The sequence below is a fragment of the Thermotalea metallivorans genome, assembly GCF_001562415.1.
GTDB classification, from domain to species: Bacteria; Bacillota; Clostridia; order Peptostreptococcales; family Thermotaleaceae; genus Thermotalea; species Thermotalea metallivorans.
The window spans coordinates 1-18544 of sequence record NZ_LOEE01000064.1 but is presented as its reverse complement, the minus strand read 5'-3'; the positions used below and the strand labels follow the sequence as shown (position 1 = coordinate 18544).

21 protein-coding genes and 1 riboswitch are annotated in these 18544 nt (G+C 40.3%); of the genes, 19 read left to right on the top strand and 2 right to left on the bottom strand.

What is annotated here, in order from left to right; all coding sequences use genetic code 11:
* The first annotated feature begins 111 nt into the window (after window positions 1–111).
* Window positions 112–915: a GTP pyrophosphokinase gene (locus AN619_RS13025; protein ID WP_068557613.1), complete on the top strand. Its 804-nt coding sequence runs from the start codon at window positions 112–114 to the stop codon at window positions 913–915.
* A 73-nt stretch (window positions 916–988) separates the two neighbouring features.
* On the opposite strand, the gene AN619_RS13020 is transcribed toward AN619_RS13025, so the two are convergent.
* A complete protein-coding gene (locus tag AN619_RS13020) occupies window positions 989–1567 on the bottom strand; it encodes a flavin reductase family protein (RefSeq protein ID WP_068557611.1) in 579 nt (192 codons plus the stop codon).
* Between the two features lie 215 nt (window positions 1568–1782).
* Between AN619_RS13020 and nuoE the strand changes: the two genes are divergently transcribed.
* The 11 genes from nuoE (at window position 1783) to AN619_RS12965 (ending at window position 13641) form a co-directional block, all read left to right on the top strand.
* Window positions 1783–2310: an NADH-quinone oxidoreductase subunit NuoE gene (nuoE, locus tag AN619_RS13015; protein WP_068557609.1), complete on the top strand. Its 528-nt coding sequence runs from the start codon at window positions 1783–1785 to the stop codon at window positions 2308–2310.
* The gene (locus AN619_RS13010) at window positions 2307–2699 is read left to right on the top strand and encodes a (2Fe-2S) ferredoxin domain-containing protein (protein ID WP_068557607.1); all 393 of its coding nucleotides are present in this window, start codon (window positions 2307–2309) and stop codon (window positions 2697–2699) included. The genes nuoE and AN619_RS13010 overlap by 4 nt, the downstream gene beginning before the upstream one ends.
* A 55-nt stretch (window positions 2700–2754) precedes the next feature.
* Window positions 2755–4410 (top strand): NuoF family protein, encoded by a 1656-nt coding sequence (locus tag AN619_RS13005; protein WP_068557605.1) that lies wholly within the window; start codon window positions 2755–2757, stop codon window positions 4408–4410.
* A gap of 17 nt (window positions 4411–4427) precedes the next feature.
* Complete coding sequence (locus tag AN619_RS13000) at window positions 4428–6206, top strand: NADH-dependent [FeFe] hydrogenase, group A6 (RefSeq protein WP_068557603.1); 1779 nt, start codon at window positions 4428–4430, stop codon at window positions 6204–6206.
* A 324-nt stretch (window positions 6207–6530) separates the two neighbouring features.
* Entirely contained in the window at window positions 6531–7235 is a 705-nt protein-coding gene (locus AN619_RS12995; RefSeq protein ID WP_068557673.1) for a metallophosphoesterase, read from the top strand.
* A 158-nt stretch (window positions 7236–7393) separates the two neighbouring features.
* The gene (locus AN619_RS12990) at window positions 7394–7825 is read left to right on the top strand and encodes a hypothetical protein (protein WP_068557601.1); all 432 of its coding nucleotides are present in this window, start codon (window positions 7394–7396) and stop codon (window positions 7823–7825) included.
* A 154-nt stretch (window positions 7826–7979) separates the two neighbouring features.
* The gene (locus tag AN619_RS12985; RefSeq protein WP_068557599.1) at window positions 7980–9143 is read left to right on the top strand and encodes an N-acetylmuramoyl-L-alanine amidase; all 1164 of its coding nucleotides are present in this window, start codon (window positions 7980–7982) and stop codon (window positions 9141–9143) included.
* A gap of 86 nt (window positions 9144–9229) precedes the next feature.
* Window positions 9230–9312, top strand: a riboswitch (ZMP/ZTP riboswitch).
* Between the two features lie 218 nt (window positions 9313–9530).
* On the top strand, window positions 9531–11765 hold the full coding sequence (gene pflB / locus AN619_RS12980) for a formate C-acetyltransferase (protein ID WP_068557597.1): 2235 nt from the start codon (window positions 9531–9533) through the stop codon (window positions 11763–11765).
* An 18-nt stretch (window positions 11766–11783) separates the two neighbouring features.
* Complete coding sequence (gene pflA, locus AN619_RS12975; RefSeq protein ID WP_068557595.1) at window positions 11784–12515, top strand: pyruvate formate-lyase-activating protein; 732 nt, start codon at window positions 11784–11786, stop codon at window positions 12513–12515.
* 165 nt (window positions 12516–12680) lie between these two features.
* Complete coding sequence (locus tag AN619_RS12970) at window positions 12681–13007, top strand: DUF1904 domain-containing protein (RefSeq protein WP_068557593.1); 327 nt, start codon at window positions 12681–12683, stop codon at window positions 13005–13007.
* Window positions 13008–13089: 82 nt separating this feature from the next.
* The gene (locus AN619_RS12965; protein ID WP_330382088.1) at window positions 13090–13641 is read left to right on the top strand and encodes a DUF6648 family protein; all 552 of its coding nucleotides are present in this window, start codon (window positions 13090–13092) and stop codon (window positions 13639–13641) included.
* Window positions 13642–13727: 86 nt separating this feature from the next.
* Here AN619_RS12965 and AN619_RS12960 read toward each other — a convergent pair whose 3' ends face one another.
* A complete protein-coding gene (locus tag AN619_RS12960; protein ID WP_068557591.1) occupies window positions 13728–13922 on the bottom strand; it encodes a hypothetical protein in 195 nt (64 codons plus the stop codon).
* 256 nt (window positions 13923–14178) lie between these two features.
* Here AN619_RS12960 and AN619_RS12955 point away from each other — a divergent pair, with 256 nt between their 5' ends.
* From AN619_RS12955 to AN619_RS12925, 7 genes are all read left to right on the top strand, one after another.
* Window positions 14179–14559: a hypothetical protein gene (locus tag AN619_RS12955; RefSeq protein WP_068557588.1), complete on the top strand. Its 381-nt coding sequence runs from the start codon at window positions 14179–14181 to the stop codon at window positions 14557–14559.
* Between the two features lie 193 nt (window positions 14560–14752).
* Window positions 14753–15478 carry a PrsW family intramembrane metalloprotease gene (locus tag AN619_RS12950; RefSeq protein WP_068557586.1) on the top strand — a complete coding sequence of 242 codons (726 nt, stop codon included), beginning with the start codon at window positions 14753–14755 and terminating at the stop codon, window positions 15476–15478.
* Between the two features lie 166 nt (window positions 15479–15644).
* The gene (locus AN619_RS12945; protein WP_068557584.1) at window positions 15645–15851 is read left to right on the top strand and encodes a spore coat associated protein CotJA; all 207 of its coding nucleotides are present in this window, start codon (window positions 15645–15647) and stop codon (window positions 15849–15851) included.
* 12 nt (window positions 15852–15863) lie between these two features.
* A complete protein-coding gene (locus tag AN619_RS12940) occupies window positions 15864–16121 on the top strand; it encodes a spore coat protein CotJB (RefSeq protein WP_068557582.1) in 258 nt (85 codons plus the stop codon).
* A gap of 17 nt (window positions 16122–16138) precedes the next feature.
* Window positions 16139–16711: a manganese catalase family protein gene (locus AN619_RS12935; protein WP_068557670.1), complete on the top strand. Its 573-nt coding sequence runs from the start codon at window positions 16139–16141 to the stop codon at window positions 16709–16711.
* A 102-nt stretch (window positions 16712–16813) separates the two neighbouring features.
* Window positions 16814–17239 carry a thioesterase family protein gene (locus tag AN619_RS12930; RefSeq protein WP_068557580.1) on the top strand — a complete coding sequence of 142 codons (426 nt, stop codon included), beginning with the start codon at window positions 16814–16816 and terminating at the stop codon, window positions 17237–17239.
* 223 nt (window positions 17240–17462) lie between these two features.
* Window positions 17463–18107 (top strand): HAD family hydrolase, encoded by a 645-nt coding sequence (locus tag AN619_RS12925; protein ID WP_068557578.1) that lies wholly within the window; start codon window positions 17463–17465, stop codon window positions 18105–18107.
* Window positions 18108–18544: the final 437 nt, after the last annotated feature.

Genomic DNA, 18544 nt, shown 5'->3' with positions numbered 1-18544 from the left:
TTTGTCTTTACTTTAGGAGAAAAATAAAAATGGAAAGTGACCTTAAATGTTATCAAATATCCAAAAAGATGGTAAAATAAAAATTGTAGATTGAACATGGAGGGGATGACGATGGAGATTCTTCAATGGAACAAGATTTTAATTCCTTATGAGCAGGCTGTTGAGGAATTAAAAGTAAAATTTAAGGCAATTCGCAATGAACTAAGAGCTACCAATGAGTACTCCCCTATCGAATTTGTCACCGGAAGAGTGAAAAAGGTCTCCAGTATTTTAGAAAAAGCCAAGAAATATGGTGTTTCTACCGAGGAGATCGAAGAGAAAATTGAGGATATTGCTGGAATTAGGATCATGTGCCAGTTTATTGATGATATTTATAAGGTAAGAGAATTAATCAGGCAGAGGGACGGGAAGGATTTACGCATTGTGTATGAAAAAGACTACATACAGAATAAAAAGGAGAGCGGTTATCAGAGTTATCATATCATTATCAGATATCCCATACAGACGGCCTTTGGAGAAAAGGAGATCCTGGCGGAAATTCAGATTCGAACGTTAGCCATGAATTTTTGGGCTACCATTGAACATTCTTTGAACTATAAATATAAAGAAAATATACCTGAAAAAATAAGGGAGCGGTTAAAAAAATCAGCGGAGGCTGCCCAAAGACTTGACATGGAAATGTGGGAGATCAGGGATGAAATTATCAATGCCCAAAAGTTGTTTGAGGCGAAGTCGAATACGGTGAGCAGCATTGTAAATAATATTCAAATGCTGAGTCTTATGGGACAAAAATCAGAGGCTCAGGAATTTCAGGAAAAATTCGAAGCTCTTTGGGAAAAAGGCAATATTCATGAGTTGAATGAATTGGCAGAACGCATACGGCATAGGATTGCCAAGTATCAAGTTTTTGAGTAAGGAAGAAAGATTTTTAAGAAAAAGCGGAGCAAAAGCAGAGACGGAAGGTGTGTCAAAGACACTTCTCCCGTCTCTATTTTTTTCCTTTCTTCTTTTTGGCCACGGAAAAGCCAAAGGAGCCTAAAGATTTTTTGAGACTATAATATTGGCCGTGGGAATAACATATGGGTTTTGCCCAATCCAAATGGAATTTGTTTTTGCCATCGATATAGGATGTATCTACGTTTACAGCCAAAACCTTTGCAATAAACATATCATGGGTTCCCAGTTTTAATATTTTGGTAACCTTGCATTCAATATTGACAGGGCTTTCTTTGATCAGGGGTGCTTTTACTTTGCTGCCTTTCTCGGGGGTGAGATTCATTTCCTGAAATTTATTCACATCTCGGCCCGATTTTACGCCGCAATAATCTGCAGCCCTTACAAGACTCTCAGTGGTCAAGTTAATGACAAACTCCCTTGTTCGCTTGATGATTTCATAGGAATGTCGTTCTGGTCTGACGGATATATAAGTCATGGCAGGATCAGAACAGACGGTTCCTGTCCATGCAATGGTGATAATATTATAATTTTCTTGAGAATCTCCGCAAGTTACCAAAACAGTTGGCACAGGATAAACCATTGTGCCCGGTTTCCAAGTTATTTTTGCCATAAAATCACTCCCAGGTTGTATTTCTTTTCTCTATTATTGTATCGGAATTTAGAAAAAAATAAATGGAGAATTTCCATTGTTTTTTTGCACCCACCAATAAAAACATGAATTTTGCAAATAATAAATGGATAGAATAGGATTTTCAGGTATATTGACCATATAAAAATGAGCATATTAAAAATATTCGAACAGATTAGCAAAGGATGGTGAATGATGTGACAAAGCCTGGAACGATCAGTGTAACGAAGCCTATATCAGAAGATCTGCCCAGAGAAAAATTTGACGAGTTGGAAAAATTCATTGATGGTATGGAAACAACAAAAGGAGCATTAATTGAAATACTGCATAAAGCCCAAGATATCTTCGGATACCTTCCCAGGGATGTTCAGTTGTATGTGGCAAGGAAATTAGGAATTCCCGGAGCTGAGGTTTTTGGCGTGGTAAGCTTTTACTCATACTTTACGACAAAGCCAAGGGGAAAGCATACCATCAGTGTATGTATGGGTACAGCCTGCTTTGTGAGGGGAGCAGACAAAATCATTGAAAAACTGAAAGAAAAATTAAAAATTGAATCTAATGAAATCACGGAGGACGGTCTTTTTACGTTAAAGGACGTTCGTTGTATAGGTGCCTGCGGCCTTGCTCCTGTCCTCATGGTAGATGACAAGGTCTATGGCCGTGTCAAGGAAGAAGATTTAGATCAAATATTAGATGCCTATCGCAATCAGGAGGGAAAGCAATGAAAATAAAATCTTTGGAAGAATTGAGAAAAATCAGGCAGGAGTCCTTGGAGAAGATAAAATTGAGGGAACATGGGGAAACCGTTGAAAATCGAATAGAAATTCTGGTAGGTATGGCTACCTGTGGAATATCTTCAGGGGCCAGAGAAACATTGAATGCATTTGTAGATGAAATCGCTAAGGAAAAGCTGGACAATGTAAAGGTGATTCCTGTAGGGTGCATTGGATACTGTCATGCGGAACCTACGGTGCAGGTCAATATGCCGGGGAAAAAACCTGTCTTTTATGGAAATGTAAAGAAAAATCGTGTTCATGAGATTCTGGAAAAACATATCAAGGGTGGAGAACCTGTAGAAAGTCTGATACTGCCCGTGGATTTTGAGAGGGCGTAAAAAAGCCCTTGGCAGAAAAATATGCCGTTGGAGGAAAAGGTGAAGGAGGAAAAGTATGACCAGAAAGCGTACGAATATAATGGTTTGCGGCGGCACAGGCTGCCTTGCAAGCGAAAGTGAAAAGGTAATGAGGAATCTCAACCTGATTCTGAAAGCCCGGGGATATGATGAAGAGGTAGAGGTTATCCAAACCGGATGTTTTGGATTTTGCGAACAGGGGCCCATCGTTAAGATAGAGCCTGACGATGTTCTTTATGTCAGGGTAAGTCCAAAGGATGCCAAGGATATCGTGGATGAACATATTATCAAAGGCAGAAAGATTGAAAGACTCCTATATACGGAGCCCAAGAAAAAGCAAAAAGTGGGAAAACATGAGGAGATGCCCTTTTACAAGAAGCAGCTTCGCATTGCCCTTAGAAATTGTGGCTTTATCAATCCCGAGGATATTTATGAATACATAGCGGTGGGTGGATATGAGGCTTTAGGAAAAACCCTAACTTCCATGTCTCCCGATGAAGTTATTGATATTGTAAAGAAATCAGGTCTTCGGGGTCGTGGGGGAGGAGGATTTCCCACAGGGGTAAAATGGGAGCTTGCCAGAAAACAGGAGAGTGATGTGAAATTTATCATCTGCAATGCCGATGAAGGAGATCCGGGAGCTTTTATGGATAGAAGTATTTTGGAAGGGGATCCCCATAGTATTCTGGAAGCTATGGCCATAGGCGGTTATGCCATTGGGGCCGATAAAGGAATAATTTATATTCGCGCCGAATATCCCCTTGCCATTTCGAGACTCACCACGGCTCTGAAACAGGCTCGTGAGCTTGGGCTTTTAGGAAAAAATATTCTCGGAACATCCTTTAGTTTTGATATAGATCTGAAATATGGCGCCGGAGCCTTTGTATGCGGAGAGGAAACAGCCCTGATCAATTCCTGCGAAGGGAAAAGAGGGGAGCCGAATTACAAACCTCCCTATCCTGTAGAAGAAGGGTATTGGGGACATCCCACTTGCGTAAACAATGTGGAAACCTTTGCAAATATTCCCCCGATTATCAACAAAGGAGCCGATTGGTTTGCATCTATTGGCACAGAAAAAAGCAAAGGAACGAAGGTTTTTGCTCTGGCAGGCAAAGTGAACAACGTAGGATTGGTAGAAGTGCCCATGGGCATAACCCTCCGTGAAATCATATATGATATTGGCGGTGGCATACAGGGTGGCCGCAAATTTAAAGCAGTGCAAACAGGGGGGCCATCGGGCGGGGTGATTCCAGAAAAATATCTGGATACACCTATCGATTATGACAGTCTTCTGGAAATCGGATCCATGATGGGTTCTGGTGGCATGATTGTCATGGATGAAACAAATAATATGGTTGAAATCGCTAAGTTTTACCTTGAATTTACCCAGGATGAAGCTTGTGGCAAGTGTGCACCGGGGCGAATCGGTACAAGGAGGATGTATGAGCTGTTAAATAAAATAACGGGCGGCAAGGGAACCATGGCCGATCTGGATGCTTTGAAACAGCTGGCCTACATGGTGAAGGATAGTGCATTGTGCGGACTGTGTCAAACTGCTCCCAATCCCATTGTCAGCACAATGAAGCATTTTTGGGATGAATATGTAAGCTTTATCAAGGATGTGGATCATCCCCGGGGCGAAGGCAGATATGTTGCCAAAAACAAAGATGTTGCCAGGGGAAAGTCTAAATAAAAAAGCGAGGTGGAATGATGTCTGGGGATCCAAAAAAACATGAAAATAAAAAAATGATAAAGATTAAGATCAATGATGAGGAGCTGAGGGTACCAGAGGGAATTACCATATTGGAGGCTTCCCATGAGGCCGGTGTAAGAATTCCGACCCTTTGTCATCTGGATTTGCACGACTTGCAGTTATATAATAAGACGGCGTCGTGCAGGGTATGCATGGTAGAATTGGATGATCCTATGCGGAACAAATTGGTGCCGGCCTGTGTGACGGAAGTATATGATGGGATGAAGGTCAGAACGGATACACTACGGGCAATTACAGCCCGTAGGATGGCTGTAGAACTTCTTTTGTCCAACCATCCAAACGAATGTTTTACTTGTCCTAAAAATTTAGAATGTGAATTGCAGGCTTTGGCAGAAGAACTGAATGTAAGGGAAATTCGATGGGAAGGGGAAAGAATGAATTATCCCAAAGATACATCCAGTGATGCCATTGTGAAGGATGCCAACAAATGCATTTATTGCAGGCGTTGTGAAACAGGCTGCAATGTGGTGCAGACCTGTGGCATATTATCGGGAATTGGACGGGGCTTTCATGCTTTTGTAGGACCATTCTTTAATATTCCCATGGTGGAATCCTCATGCACCTATTGTGGTCAGTGTGTACAGGTGTGCCCCACGGCAGCCCTTACAGAGGTATTCCATACGGACAAAGTATGGGAAGCATTGAATGATCCTGATAAACATGTGATTGTCCAGACAGCCCCTGCCATTCGGGTAGCCCTAGGAGAGCTTTTTGGCATGGAGCCCGGAACGATTGTAACGGGGAAACTGGTAACAGCCCTGAAAAGAATGGGATTTGACGGAGTTTTTGATACCGATTTTGGTGCCGATCTCACCATTATGGAAGAAGCAGCGGAGCTTATCTATAGGATAGAGAACAATAAAACATTGCCCATACTGACAAACTGTTGTCCGGCCTGGGTAAAATTCATTGAACATCAGTTTCCGGAGCTTTTACATGTTCCATCCACCTGCAAGTCACCCCATATCATGTTTGGAACCATTGCGAAAACCTACTATGCTGAAAAGAAGGGAATAGATCCCGATAATATTGTGGTCGTTTCCGTAATGCCATGTTTGGCTAAAAAGGCTGAGGCAAAACGGCCGGAGCTTACAAAGGATGGACATAACAATGTAGATATTGTGATAACAACCCGGGAACTGGCAGCTATGATTAAAGAAGCCGGCATTAAATTTGATGCCCTTCCCGACAGTGAGTACGATAAACCTCTTGGAGAAACGACAGGGGCTTCCGTGATTTTTGGTACTGCCGGTGGGGTAATTGAGGCGGCAATGCGTACAGCCTATGAATGGATGACAGGTGAAAAACTGGAGAATGTTGAATTCGAACAGTTAAGAGGAATGGACGGGATTAAAAAGGCTACGGTAAAAATAGGGGAAAAGGAATTAAAAATTGCCGTTGCCAGCGGCTTGGGGAATGCACGGAAAATCCTCGAGGAAATCAGAGAAGGAAAATCAGAGTATCATGCTATTGAAATCATGGCCTGCCCGGGAGGATGTATTGCCGGACCGGGACAACCCTATCACCATGGAAATGCCGAGATTGTAAAAAAACGCCAGCAAGCCATTTATGAAGAAGATAGAAGGAAAAAAGTGAGAAAATCCCATGAAAACAAGGAAATCCTAGAACTTTATGAAAAGTATCTGGGCAAGCCTTTCGGCGAAAAGGCCCATGAGCTTTTGCATACCCACTTTGAAGCACGGGAAAGAATATAGGATCTTGTTTTCTAGGATATGCAAACCATCAGAGATTAGCCAAGGCTGTACTGCTGCTAATCTCTTTTGTATTTTTTTATTTTTCAATTCAGAGCAAAACATGGCAGATAGCGGCAAATCTCATATGGCCCCATGACATCGGGGAAGGTGTATTTGCTCAAACAGCAGGGGATATCTTTCTTAGATGGTGTATAGCCTGAATTCCTATGCTATAATATGGATAATCATATGTTTCCATGCAGTATATGCAGGGGAGACACAATTCTAGGAAATATGGATGGAGAAGGGCATAAAAAAACAAGGTTGAGAAAAGTTGGTGATCATATGGCATTATATGCGATTGGAGATTTGCATCTCAGCGGTGGAACAGATAAGCCCATGGATATTTTTGGTGAGCAGTGGGTGCAGCATCATAACAAGATAAAAGAAAAATGGCTTGAATGTATAGGTCATGGGGATGTGGTATTGATTCCCGGCGATATATCCTGGGCTATGAACCTGCAGGAGGCTATGATTGATTTAAAATGGATCCATGCATTGCCCGGAAAAAAAATTCTTTTGAAGGGGAACCATGACTATTGGTGGAATTCTGTTACAAAGCTGAACGCTCTTTTTGAGAATATGTCTTTTTTACAAAATAATTTTTACACCTACGGAAACATTGCTATCTGCGGTACCAGGGGGTGGATGTGCCCCAACGAAAAAAAATTTGATGCCCAGGACGAAAAGATCTATGCCAGGGAGCTCCATCGCTTAAGGCTATCTTTGGATGAAGGGAAAAAAAACGGATACGAAAATATAATTGTCATGACCCATTATCCCCCTACCAATGATAAATTGGAGCCTTCAGGCTTCACAGCCATTTACGAAGAATATAGGGTAAAGAAAGTGATTTACGGACATCTCCATGGGACAGAGTCCTTCCGAGGTGCTTTGCAGGGAAAAATGAACGGTGTCGAGTATTATTTGGTTTCCTGCGACTATTTGAACTTTACCCCTTTGAAAGTTTTGAACGGATCTGTCCTGTAAGGGGGTCATATTTAAAAAATAGGAAAAGATACCTAGGGGAGAATTATGATTTCGATAATCTTTCTTTAAATATTATTGTATAATGTACTCAAGGATATGTTTCAATTTGAACTGTAGGCTGAATGGGTTAACAGCTTTCTTCTATAGAGGTGAAAACAATGGGCAAGAAAAATTACTCGGGTATTTTGGTTAGGACCTGCAAGAAATGCAAAAAACCTATCGATGAGAAATCGCTTTATGACTATTGTGCCGACTGTTATAAAATTGTAGAGGAAGTATTTGAAAAAATAAGATCTTATTTAAAGGAGTATCCTGGGGCCACGGCCTTTGAAATTGAATTGGAGACAGGTATTCCCTATCATGTGGTGAATAATTTTGTAAAAGAAGGCCGATTGATTGAAATCGAAAATAACTTCATCAATATCGAGTGCAAAAGGTGCGGTTGCCTGCTTTTGTCTGCTCATCACAAATATTGTCCCCGATGCAGGGATGAGATACAAAGGGAGATGGATAATGTAAAGGGACAGTTGCTGCAGCCGAAGGAAAAGGCTAAGATGCATCTGCAGATTTCCCGAAAAGATAAAACATGAGAACAAAAGAATTAAGGAAAAAAGCGGCTTTCTGACTCGCGACGAAGCCGAAATCTCAAGGGTTCTCAAGTATTTTATTGCTTTGTCTTCAGTATGCAAAAAATATATATTATTTTTTCACTTCCCGCATATAGAATGGTGAGGGGGTGAAAAAATGAGAAGATTTCAAAGCTATAAGCTGGAAAGTTACCTTGAACATTTAAAAAGCTTAAAAATTACACGAGAAATCAAAGATATACATTTGCATCATACGTGGAAGCCTACAAAAAAAGGATATCATCTGGCCAGCAATAAGGAACAGGTGATCTATGGCATGTGGAAGTATCATACGGAAACTTTAGGGTGGCAGGATATCGGACAGCATGTGACGGTTTCCCCTGATGGGTTGGTATGGGATGGTAGGGATGTGAATCAGGTGCCTGCCAGCATCATGGGATATAACCAAAAAGCCTTTGCTATTGAAATGATTGGCAATTTTGACAAGGGACAGGAAGTGCTGGAAGGGGCGCAATATGAAGCTGTAGTCAAGCTGATCCAGGGACTTTTTGACCTTTTCAAAACGGATCATCTTGTGTTTCATCGGGATCATGCATCGAAAACTTGTCCGGGAAGTTCTTTAGATAAAGCCATGTTTTTAGATAGAATTCATCGGAAAGTAAAGATCATGGGAACAGCCGTGGCGACCCATAGCCAAATGAAACAATATCTTCTATCTGTGAATCCTTCACCAAAACTGAACAGCTCTGTGGATGCCTTGATTGTCTATTATCTGGAAGAAGGTGATATGGAAGGGGTAAGGGGAGACATTGCCTTTGCTCAGGCTTTAAAAGAAACAGGATTTTTCCGATATGGAGGTATTGTAACACCTGATCAAAATAATTATGCAGGATTAGGGGCCTTAGCCGGGAGCAAACCCGGTGAAGGGGCCAGTTTTCCTACGCCTAGGATCGGCGTAAGGGCCCATATTCAACATCTGAAGGGTTATGCTACCAAGGAACCTCCGAAACAGCCGGTGGTGGATCCCAGGTACGCTGTCCTGCAGAATGCTGGACTATTGGGTACGGCTCCCTTTGTGACTGATTTGAACGGAAAATGGGCTGTTCCGGGAAAAGATTATGGAGAAGGAATATTAAAGATTTTGGATAAAATTTTAAGTATGCCTTTGACCGGAAATGATACTGTTCCCGGCAATCAAATGTTTATAGAAGAAATAAAGCAATTGAGGGAAAGGGTTGCAGCTTTGGAGATGGAAATAGACAGATATAAGCTCCTTTTCCACAATATCTCCCATCAGATTCAAACATTCCAAAGGCAATAAGGAATTTTTCAGCCGCCTATTCATCAAAAACTATTTGACAAAGATGTATTTTTGTTGTATATTCTGAGTACAATCTATTGTTTTATTTACAGTCACATGACTGGCGGAAGTGGAGTTTACCACAGGGAGTGTGATTGAGTCAGAAGCGCCGACCGCCTGGGCAAAAAATTGTCCAGGTGTTTTTTATTTTTCTTTTCAAAAAATAATGGAATGGAAAGTATTGCAAGAAGCATAGAAATGGTATATGATAATAACAAATACAGTATATTGTATACATTGATAAAAATTTTCATTTATTGTGAGATATATCACAGGAATCTCAGTTTCTTTTAAATAACATATTCTTAAAGGATGGTTTTTGAAGGAAATAATTGTAAACGAGGAGTGATGGATGTGAAGGGATGGAAAGATTTTCAGCCTGGCCAATGGCAGGAAGAGATTAATGTAAGAGACTTTATTCAAAAAAACTACATTCCCTATGAAGGGGATGACAGCTTTTTGGTTGGACCCACGGAGAAAACCAGAAAACTTTGGAAGAAAGTACTGGATTTATTCAAAAGAGAAAGGGAAAAGGGAGGAACATTAGATGTAGATGTCAAAACAATCTCTACTATTGTGTCCCATGGGCCAGGATATATTGATCAGGAATTAGAGACCATCGTAGGTTTGCAAACGGATGCACCATTGAAAAGGGCTGTGATGCCTTACGGCGGAATCAAAATGGTAAAGGATGCCTGTGAGGCCTATGGCTATACACTGGATTCTCAGATCGAAGAGATCTTTACAAAATATAGAAAAACCCATAATCAAGGAGTTTTTGATGTGTATACTCCAGAAATGCGGTTGGCCAGAAAATCAGGTGTTATTACAGGACTCCCCGATGCCTATGGCAGAGGCCGAATTATTGGAGACTACCGAAGGGTTGCCCTATATGGTGTGCAAAGGCTCATCGAAGATAAAAAAAGGCAACTAAGCTCATTAGAAGAGGATTTTATGTCGGAGGATGTGATTCGATTAAGGGAGGAAATTAAAGAGCAAATCAATGGGCTTCATGAATTGCATAGAATGGCGAAATCTTATGGTTTTGATATTTCAGAGCCCGCCACCGATACCAAAGAAGCTGTTCAATGGCTGTATTTCGGTTATTTGGCTGCGGTAAAAGAACAAAACGGAGCAGCCATGAGTATTGGGCGTGTGTCTACTTTCCTAGATATTTACATGGAAAGGGATTTAAGAAATGGTATCTATACGGAAGAAGAAATTCAGGAAATCATGGATCATTTTGTGATGAAGCTGAGAATGGTAAGGTTTCTAAGAACGCCGGATTATAATGAATTGTTCAGCGGGGATCCTACTTGGGTGACGGAATGCATCGGCGGCATGGGGATTGACGGCAGACCTCTCGTTACGAAAAACTCATACAGAATGCTGCATACCCTCTATAATCTGGGACCAGCACCGGAACCCAATTTGACTGTTCTTTGGTCTGTAAACCTGCCGGAAAATTTTAAAAAATATTGTGCAAAAGTATCTATTGATACATCCTCCATCCAGTATGAAAATGATGATTTGATGAGAGCTTATTGGGGAGATGACTATGGTATTGCATGCTGCGTATCAGCCATGAGAATCGGCAAACAAATGCAGTTTTTCGGTGCGAGAGCAAACTTGGCGAAAGCATTGCTTTATGCAATCAACGGCGGTGTCGACGAAAAGCTGGAAGAACAAGTGGCACCAAGATTTGAACCAATAACCTCCGACTATCTGGATTATGATGAAGTGATGGCCAAGTTTGATACCTTGATGGACTGGCTGGCAAAACTTTATGTAAATACCCTAAACATTATTCACTATATGCACGATAAGTATGCCTATGAAAGAATTGAAATGGCCCTCCATGACAGGGATGTGTTAAGAACCATGGCATGCGGCATTGCCGGATTGTCTGTGGTTGCAGATGCATTGTCAGCCATGAAGCATGCTAGGGTAAATGTAGTCAGAAATAAAGCGGGATTGGCCGTGGATTATATCGTTGAGGGAGAATATCCGGCCTATGGAAATGACGACCCAAGGGCCGATGAAATTGCCAAGGATGTGGTAAAGCGATTCATGGAGAAACTGAGAAAATGCAGAACCTACAGAAATTCTGTTCCAACCATGAGTATTCTAACAATTACTTCCAATGTGGTTTACGGCCAGAAGACGGGAAGTACGCCTGATGGAAGAAAAGCAGGAGAACCCTTTGCCCCAGGAGCCAATCCGATGCATAAAAGGGATAAGAAGGGTGCCATTGCATCTATGAACTCTGTAGCAAAACTGCCCTATGAGCATAGTCAAGACGGTATCTCCTATACCTTCTCCATCATACCCGGTGCCCTTGGAAAAACAAGGGAAGCACAAAAAATGAATTTGATAGGATTATTGGATGGTTATTTTTCCCAATCAGGACATCATATGAACGTAAATGTGTTTGACAAAGAAACATTATTGGATGCCATGGAGCATCCGGAGAATTATCCTCAGCTGACCATCCGTGTATCCGGGTATGCGGTAAACTTTATTAAATTAACCAGGGAGCAGCAAATTGACGTAATCAATCGTACCTTCCATGAAATACTGTAATTTGCTGGGGTGATGAATATGACGGTGAAGGCAAAAGTGCATTCTGTTGAAACCTGTGGTACAGTGGACGGACCCGGAATCCGGTATATCCTATTCCTGTCCGGCTGCCCTTTGCGGTGTAAGTATTGCCATAATTGCGATACCTGGACCGGAAGCACGGGCAGAATCATGGATGTTGATGAAATTATGGAGGATGTGAAAAAGTATAGGCCCTACTTTCATTTTTCCAAGGGCGGCATTACTGTTTCCGGCGGGGAGCCTACCATGCAATATGCATTTTTGGAGGAATTGCTCAAAAGGTGCAAGGAGGAAGGAATTCATACTTGTATTGATACTTCCGGTTATTGTGACCTTGACAAAGCAGATATCTTTCTTCCTTACACGGATTTGGTTCTTTTAGATTTAAAGCATATAGATGACAGGAAACATAAGGAGCTTACGGGAGTCAGCAACGAGAAAATTTTAAAGTTTGCCTGGCATTTATCGGTCAAGGGCATACCTGTTTGGATCCGGCATGTGGTTGTACCGGGTTATACCGATGATCTGCAAGATGTGGAGAGGCTTTGTCAATTTATGAAGGAACTGAAAAATGTAGAGCGAGTGGAACTTTTGCCTTATCACACCATGGGTGTCCATAAATGGGAGGAACTTGGTTTCCATTATGAGCTCCGAGATGTTCAAACGCCAACCCCAGCATTCATGGAAAAAATCAAGGCGATATTTCAAAAGTATGCCATCAAGGTAAGCTAATTTGCCCCTAAAGGGCTTTTTCCTATAAATTTGTGCATAACACAACTCCCTTTTTTGAAAATCTGCTTTTTCTACAGACTGATATTATTTCTTGGGAAATAATATTTCTTTTCCCCTTTGCTTTTTTTGCAATAGAGGGTACAATAATAAGGGGGAGGTGAGAAAATGCCTCAAATTAAAATCAGAGGTATAGCAGCAGAAAAAGTATGTGCCGTCAGTAAGGAAATGATTGATTCATTGGAAAAAATTATTGGATGTCCAAGGGATTATTTTACGATTGAATGTATACCTTCCACTTTTATCATGGACGGGAAAATAACATCGGGGTATCCTTTTATAGAAGTAGCTTGGTTTGATCGTGGGCAGGCAGTACAGGATCAAGTGGCAAAGTCGATTACAAAGTTTATCCATGAACTGGGCTATTCCCATGTAGATGTGTTTTTTCAAGTTTTTGATAGGCATCGCTACTATGAAAATGGGGAACATTATTAGCAATGACGGGAAACATGCAGGGAAAAAACATGTATGATGCAGCCATCTATATAGGGAATTTAGATGAAATTAGGTGTTTATATTGAGCTATCGTATTCAAGAAAATGTATTTGACAAATTTTTCAAGCATCGTGAGTCGCTGATACGACAGTTTAAAAAAGGGGATATCAGCAAGAGGGAGTTTATTGAGGAACACTACGCATTTATTGAAAGATTGAATTTAAAACCTTTTCAAAGAATTGATTCCTTTGAAAAGGGAATCTATAACTATCAGTATTATAACATGCTTGCGAAATACAGCTATATGAAGGCAAAGGACCCGAAGCTGATTCAAAAACATCCTGCCATTGCGAAAAAATTACTGGAGGATGCCGATGGGTATTATCGTCAAAAAGATAAATCAGCTCTTCGCCTGTTGGAATACCTGGAATTCAAAAATGTAGAAGCTTACTTTGTGAAGGTGCATTCAAACAATTTGAAGGATAAATTATTTGAGATTGTACTGAAAGATTACGAAAATGTAGTTTTTCACTCAAAAAGTCCTTGGTTGATGGAGTGCTTGAAAGAAGAAGGTGTATGGCTTGAAGAAAAGAAAAGATCTGTTATAGAAAGTTATATTAATGAGAGATATTGACAAAAGACCCGGCGAAAATTCTACGGGTCTTCAAATTTAAGGGATTGCATTTGTCTTGGAAAGCTGTGCACATGTTTTTTCGAGGTTTATACCGTAATATCCAGGTTGGCAACAGAATCATTGATGTGTTCGCTATAGAACATCTTTTTTTGATGGGGAGAGTTTTGATCTTTTTTTGGTTGTTCACCTATAATTTTCTTATCTTCATGAATCAGATTGCTGATATAGCCATTGACATCGGTATTGTTTACATAGCCGGCGTAAAGTTTTCTTTTATCCATATACAAACCTCCTTGTCCATATATATTTAGTATCCGTAGGTTTCAATAAAATTACACGGTAGCAGGGAGGTTCTTTTTTGCATAGGAAGAGATCTCTGGAAAAGTTCAAATAAAGGAAAGATATTCAAGGGATAAGTTTTCATAGAGGCTGCAAGAAGTTTTTGACATGGTTCATCGATGACAGGAGGATTGACATAGTCAAAATAATAGTGTAAAATTACACTACAAGTATAAAATTTCTAAAGGATGTGATGCCATGATAAAGCAGCGTACAGCATGGGATTTAAGGAATATTTATCTGTATCTTGTATGTTTTGTTTGTATTATTATGATTTTGGTAGGAACCGTGACAGCTTTGAATAATTTTATTGATTTGTTTTTTCCGGAGTATTATTCTATAGGGCCCGAAATGATTGCAAGGGATTATCAAGATTATATCAAGTACAACCAAGGAACAAACAATACCATGACTTTGGAAGAATATCAAAAAATGCGGGAAGAACAACAGCAATTAGATCTCCAACGGCAAAAATCTTACAAGAAAAAACAAATGGTGCAAAGTCTTTCCATGATTATTGTGGCTGTTCCTTTCTATTTATATCATTGGAGAAAAATTGAAAGGGAAAAAGCAGAGTAGTAAGAACTCCGGCAGAAAAAAGCCGGAGTTTTTGTGTAGGTAAGAAAAAGCCTCCAAAACAGATGGAAAAATGCCGTGGCAAAAAAGAAGATTTTACTGTAAAATGGAAAAAGATGATTGTAAATATTAACCTATTTAATATTGCTTTGATATACAAATACTAAGAGTAGTCCAAGGAAGAAAGGATGATTTTGTGATAACGAGATTATTCATTATAGCTGTTGCTCCGGGTTTGGCCTTAGCTTTGGCCGCTTATCTGACGGATCGGTATGATCGAGAGCCTTTGCATCTTTTGATCAAAGTATTTGTTTTGGGAGCACTATCGGTAATTCCCACGGCTATTGTGGAGCGTTTTTTATTGTCTTTTAATATCTTTCCGGGTATTTTTTCGGCTGCTTATACAGCCTTCATTGTGGCAGGCTTTACGGAAGAATTTTTCAAAAGAGGCGTTGTGTTAAGAACGGCCTATTATCATAGAGCTTTTGATGAAAAGCTGGATGGAATTATTTATGCAGTTTTTGCTGCCTTAGGATTTGCTACTATTGAAAATATCATGTATGTGGTATTTCGCTTTGCTGCCAATCCTTATGTGGGATTATACAGGGGAATTCTGTCTGTACCTGCCCACATGCTGTTTGGTGTCACCATGGGCTATTATTTATCTCTTTCGAGATTTGCCAGGGACGAATTTCATAGGAAGCATTTCTTAAGAAAGGCCTTAACCGTACCCGTCATTTTACATGGTATCTTTGACTTTATCCTTATGGCAAGAATCCCAGCATTCATGGGATTATTCTTTCCTTTTGTATTATATCTTTGGATCGTAAATTTAAGAAAGTTGAATGAATATGCCAAGGAATCAAAGGAAATTTATATAAGAGCCCAAGCAGGATGGGAGAATCGACAAAACTGGGAATAGCAGTCAGATTATTATTGCACATTGTCTTGGAAACTGCCTGGATCACGAAGAAGGCAGTTTTTTTATGGAAAGTTATAGGAAATCCTTAGATAATCAGTTTCCCATTTTTTGTTTTTGAATATTATGGTATTGCAAGGTAAAAATCATATCAAAGGGGGAAGCACGCTTGAAATATCATGAATATTCTTATGAACATCATCCTGTTTCGCCAGAGGTTAAACAGTTAAGATATGTGCTCGCCAAAGCCTATGTGCCTTATCAGGTGTATCGGATGAAGTATCCGCTACCCATGGCATTAAAAATAGGTACGTTGTTTCCAGAGCTAGTAAAAACCTGGCCACCGTATTATTGTGAAGAAATTGTAAAAAAATAAGGGGGGAAACACATGCACAAAGATCAATTAGATGTGTTAAAAAGAATCCAAGAGCTTGAATTTGCTTGTGTGGATTTAAACTTATATTTAGATACCCATCCCATGGATCAGAAAGCTTTAATGGACTATAATACGTACACATACCAGTTAATGATGTTAAAGAACCGATATGAGAGCATGTATGGTCCGTTAAAGAATTTTGGATGTTCCCAGAGCCAATATCCATGGAAGTGGATCGAAGGACCTTGGCCTTGGGAAATCGAATACTAGAGGGGGAATAAATGCATATGTGGATCTATGAAAAAAAATTAGAGTATCCGGTGAAAATTTCATGTAAGGACCCAAGAATGGCAAAATATATCATGACACAATTGGGAGGTCCGGATGGGGAACTGTCTGCCTCTCTAAGATATCTTCATCAAAGGTTTCATATGCCCACAGATCAGGCAAAGGCCCTGTTGACAGATATCGGAACAGAGGAATTGGCCCATTGGGAAATGATTTGCGCCATGGTGCATATGTTGACCAAAGGGGCGACCATTGAAGAGATTAAGGAATCAGATATGGGAGCATATTATGCCATTCGGGATAAAGCCATTTATCCAGCGGATTCCACCGGAAATCCTTGGACGGCTGCCTATATCCAATCCATTGGCGATCCCGTGGCTGATCTTCATGAAGACATGGCGGCAGAACAAAAAGCAAGGGCAGTATATGAGCAGCTTTTGCAGTTGACAGATGATCCTCTATTGAAAGATGCTTTGAGATTTTTAAGGGAGAGGGAAGTTGTCCATTTCCAAAGATTCGGAGAAGCTTTAAGAAGCGTAGAAGAATATAATGCATGTAAGAAATTTTATTAAATAAAAACCAGGAGGGTCCTGGTTTTTAAATTGAGAAATTTTGAATAATTATACAATATTGTGGTAAAAATAATATATATACACGGAAAGGGGGAGAGCAACATGTTGGAAGCTCCTAAAATCGATATTGGCTCATCCATCGTAATTCAGAAGAAAATTAGGGAAGAGGATACTGCATTGAATTACGGTAGTGGAAAGCTGGAAAATTTATTGGCAACCCCTACGCTAGTGGCTTTAATGATTGAGGCAGCAGTAAATCTACTGGATGATAAACTGCCGGAAGGGATGATCACTGTAGGAAGAATGGTTGAAATCGTGCATGAAAAGCCCACAGGCCTTGGGGCGACGGTAAGTGTAAAGGTGGAAGTTAAGGATTTCGATGGAGAAAAGATTGTGCTAGATATGATTGCCTGTGATGAAGTGGGTATGATTGGCAGAGGTACCCATGAAAGATGGATTGTAAACAAAGATGGATTGCTTCACAGGGCAGCCAAAAGGGCAGAACAGTTGAAAAATGAAGAGTTTTAGAATAATACAAAAGCTGTATGATCTGTACATACAGCTTTTATGCGTATAGGATAAAAAGGATTGTGCTGTAGATAAAAAACCTAAAAGAACTGCATGGGAAGCTACGAAGTTTTTTTGTCGCCTGCGAAAGAAAGATCTGCAAATTTATTGAATGGTGATGAAAGATGTGATACCCTAAATATGATATGATTTTAGCTTAAATTTAGGAAGAGGGTAGAAGAAGATGTTTTACAATGTTCAAGGCGTTATTTTCGATTTGGACGGAACCCTTGTAGATTCCATGTGGATTTGGAAGCAGATCGACATTGAATATTTAGAAAAGAGAGGAATTGTACTGCCTGATGATCTTCAAAAAGAAGTAGAAGGTATGAGTTTTACGGAAACAGCCCAATATTTTAAAGAGAGATTTTCTTTGCCTGATACCATTGAAGAGATCAAGGGTGAATGGACAGCTATGGCTAAGGATTTTTATGCAAACAAGATACCTTTGAAAAGGGGTGTTATTTCATTTTTAGAATATTTGCGAGGAAATAACATCAAAACAGGTATCGGAACGAGCAATGACAGGGATTTAGCAGAAGCTGTATTAAAGAGACACAATATTTTGCATTATTTTGATACTATCCGAACCTCCTGTGAAGTAAAAAAGGGAAAGCCTCATCCTGATGTGTTTTTAAAGGTTGCGGAGGATTTAAAGGTAAAGCCTGAAAAATGCTTAGTATTTGAGGATACGTATGCAGGGGTTTTAGCGGCCAAAAGGGCGGGAATGCAGGTGTTTGCTATTGCAGATGAATATTCTTTTCCCTATAAGAGAGATATTTGTTTATTGGCAGATCGATATATTGAACACTATGAAGAGATAGCTTAAGCCGAGTGGATGCACGGCTTCATTCTGTAGAAAAAGTAATGGGATAAGTAAGAACCCTTGAGATTTAGGCTTCGTCGCGAATCAGCAAGCCGCTTTTTTCCTTATAACCCATAGGAAATTATGTACTTTCCTAAATTGTAGATAAGTCATAATTTCCGTCATGGGTTTCAACAAAGTATTCCTTTCAATCTTCCAAATGGAAGGCTTTGTTATTTTTTTATTTAGAAAAGCGGCGCGGATCTGAGCAGGAAGGAAAATCTCAAGGGTTTGTCTACAAGCTAAAAGCCGAGTGGATACTCGGCTTTATAATGTGCGCCCGGCATGGGCAGTAACTTGGCGGTGAAAGTCCGCTATGGGCTTGGCAGTGGGAACCATTAGCCAAAGGCAAGGGTGTCCATCGTGAGGTGGAATCTGAAGGAAGCCGGAGGCAAAGTCCC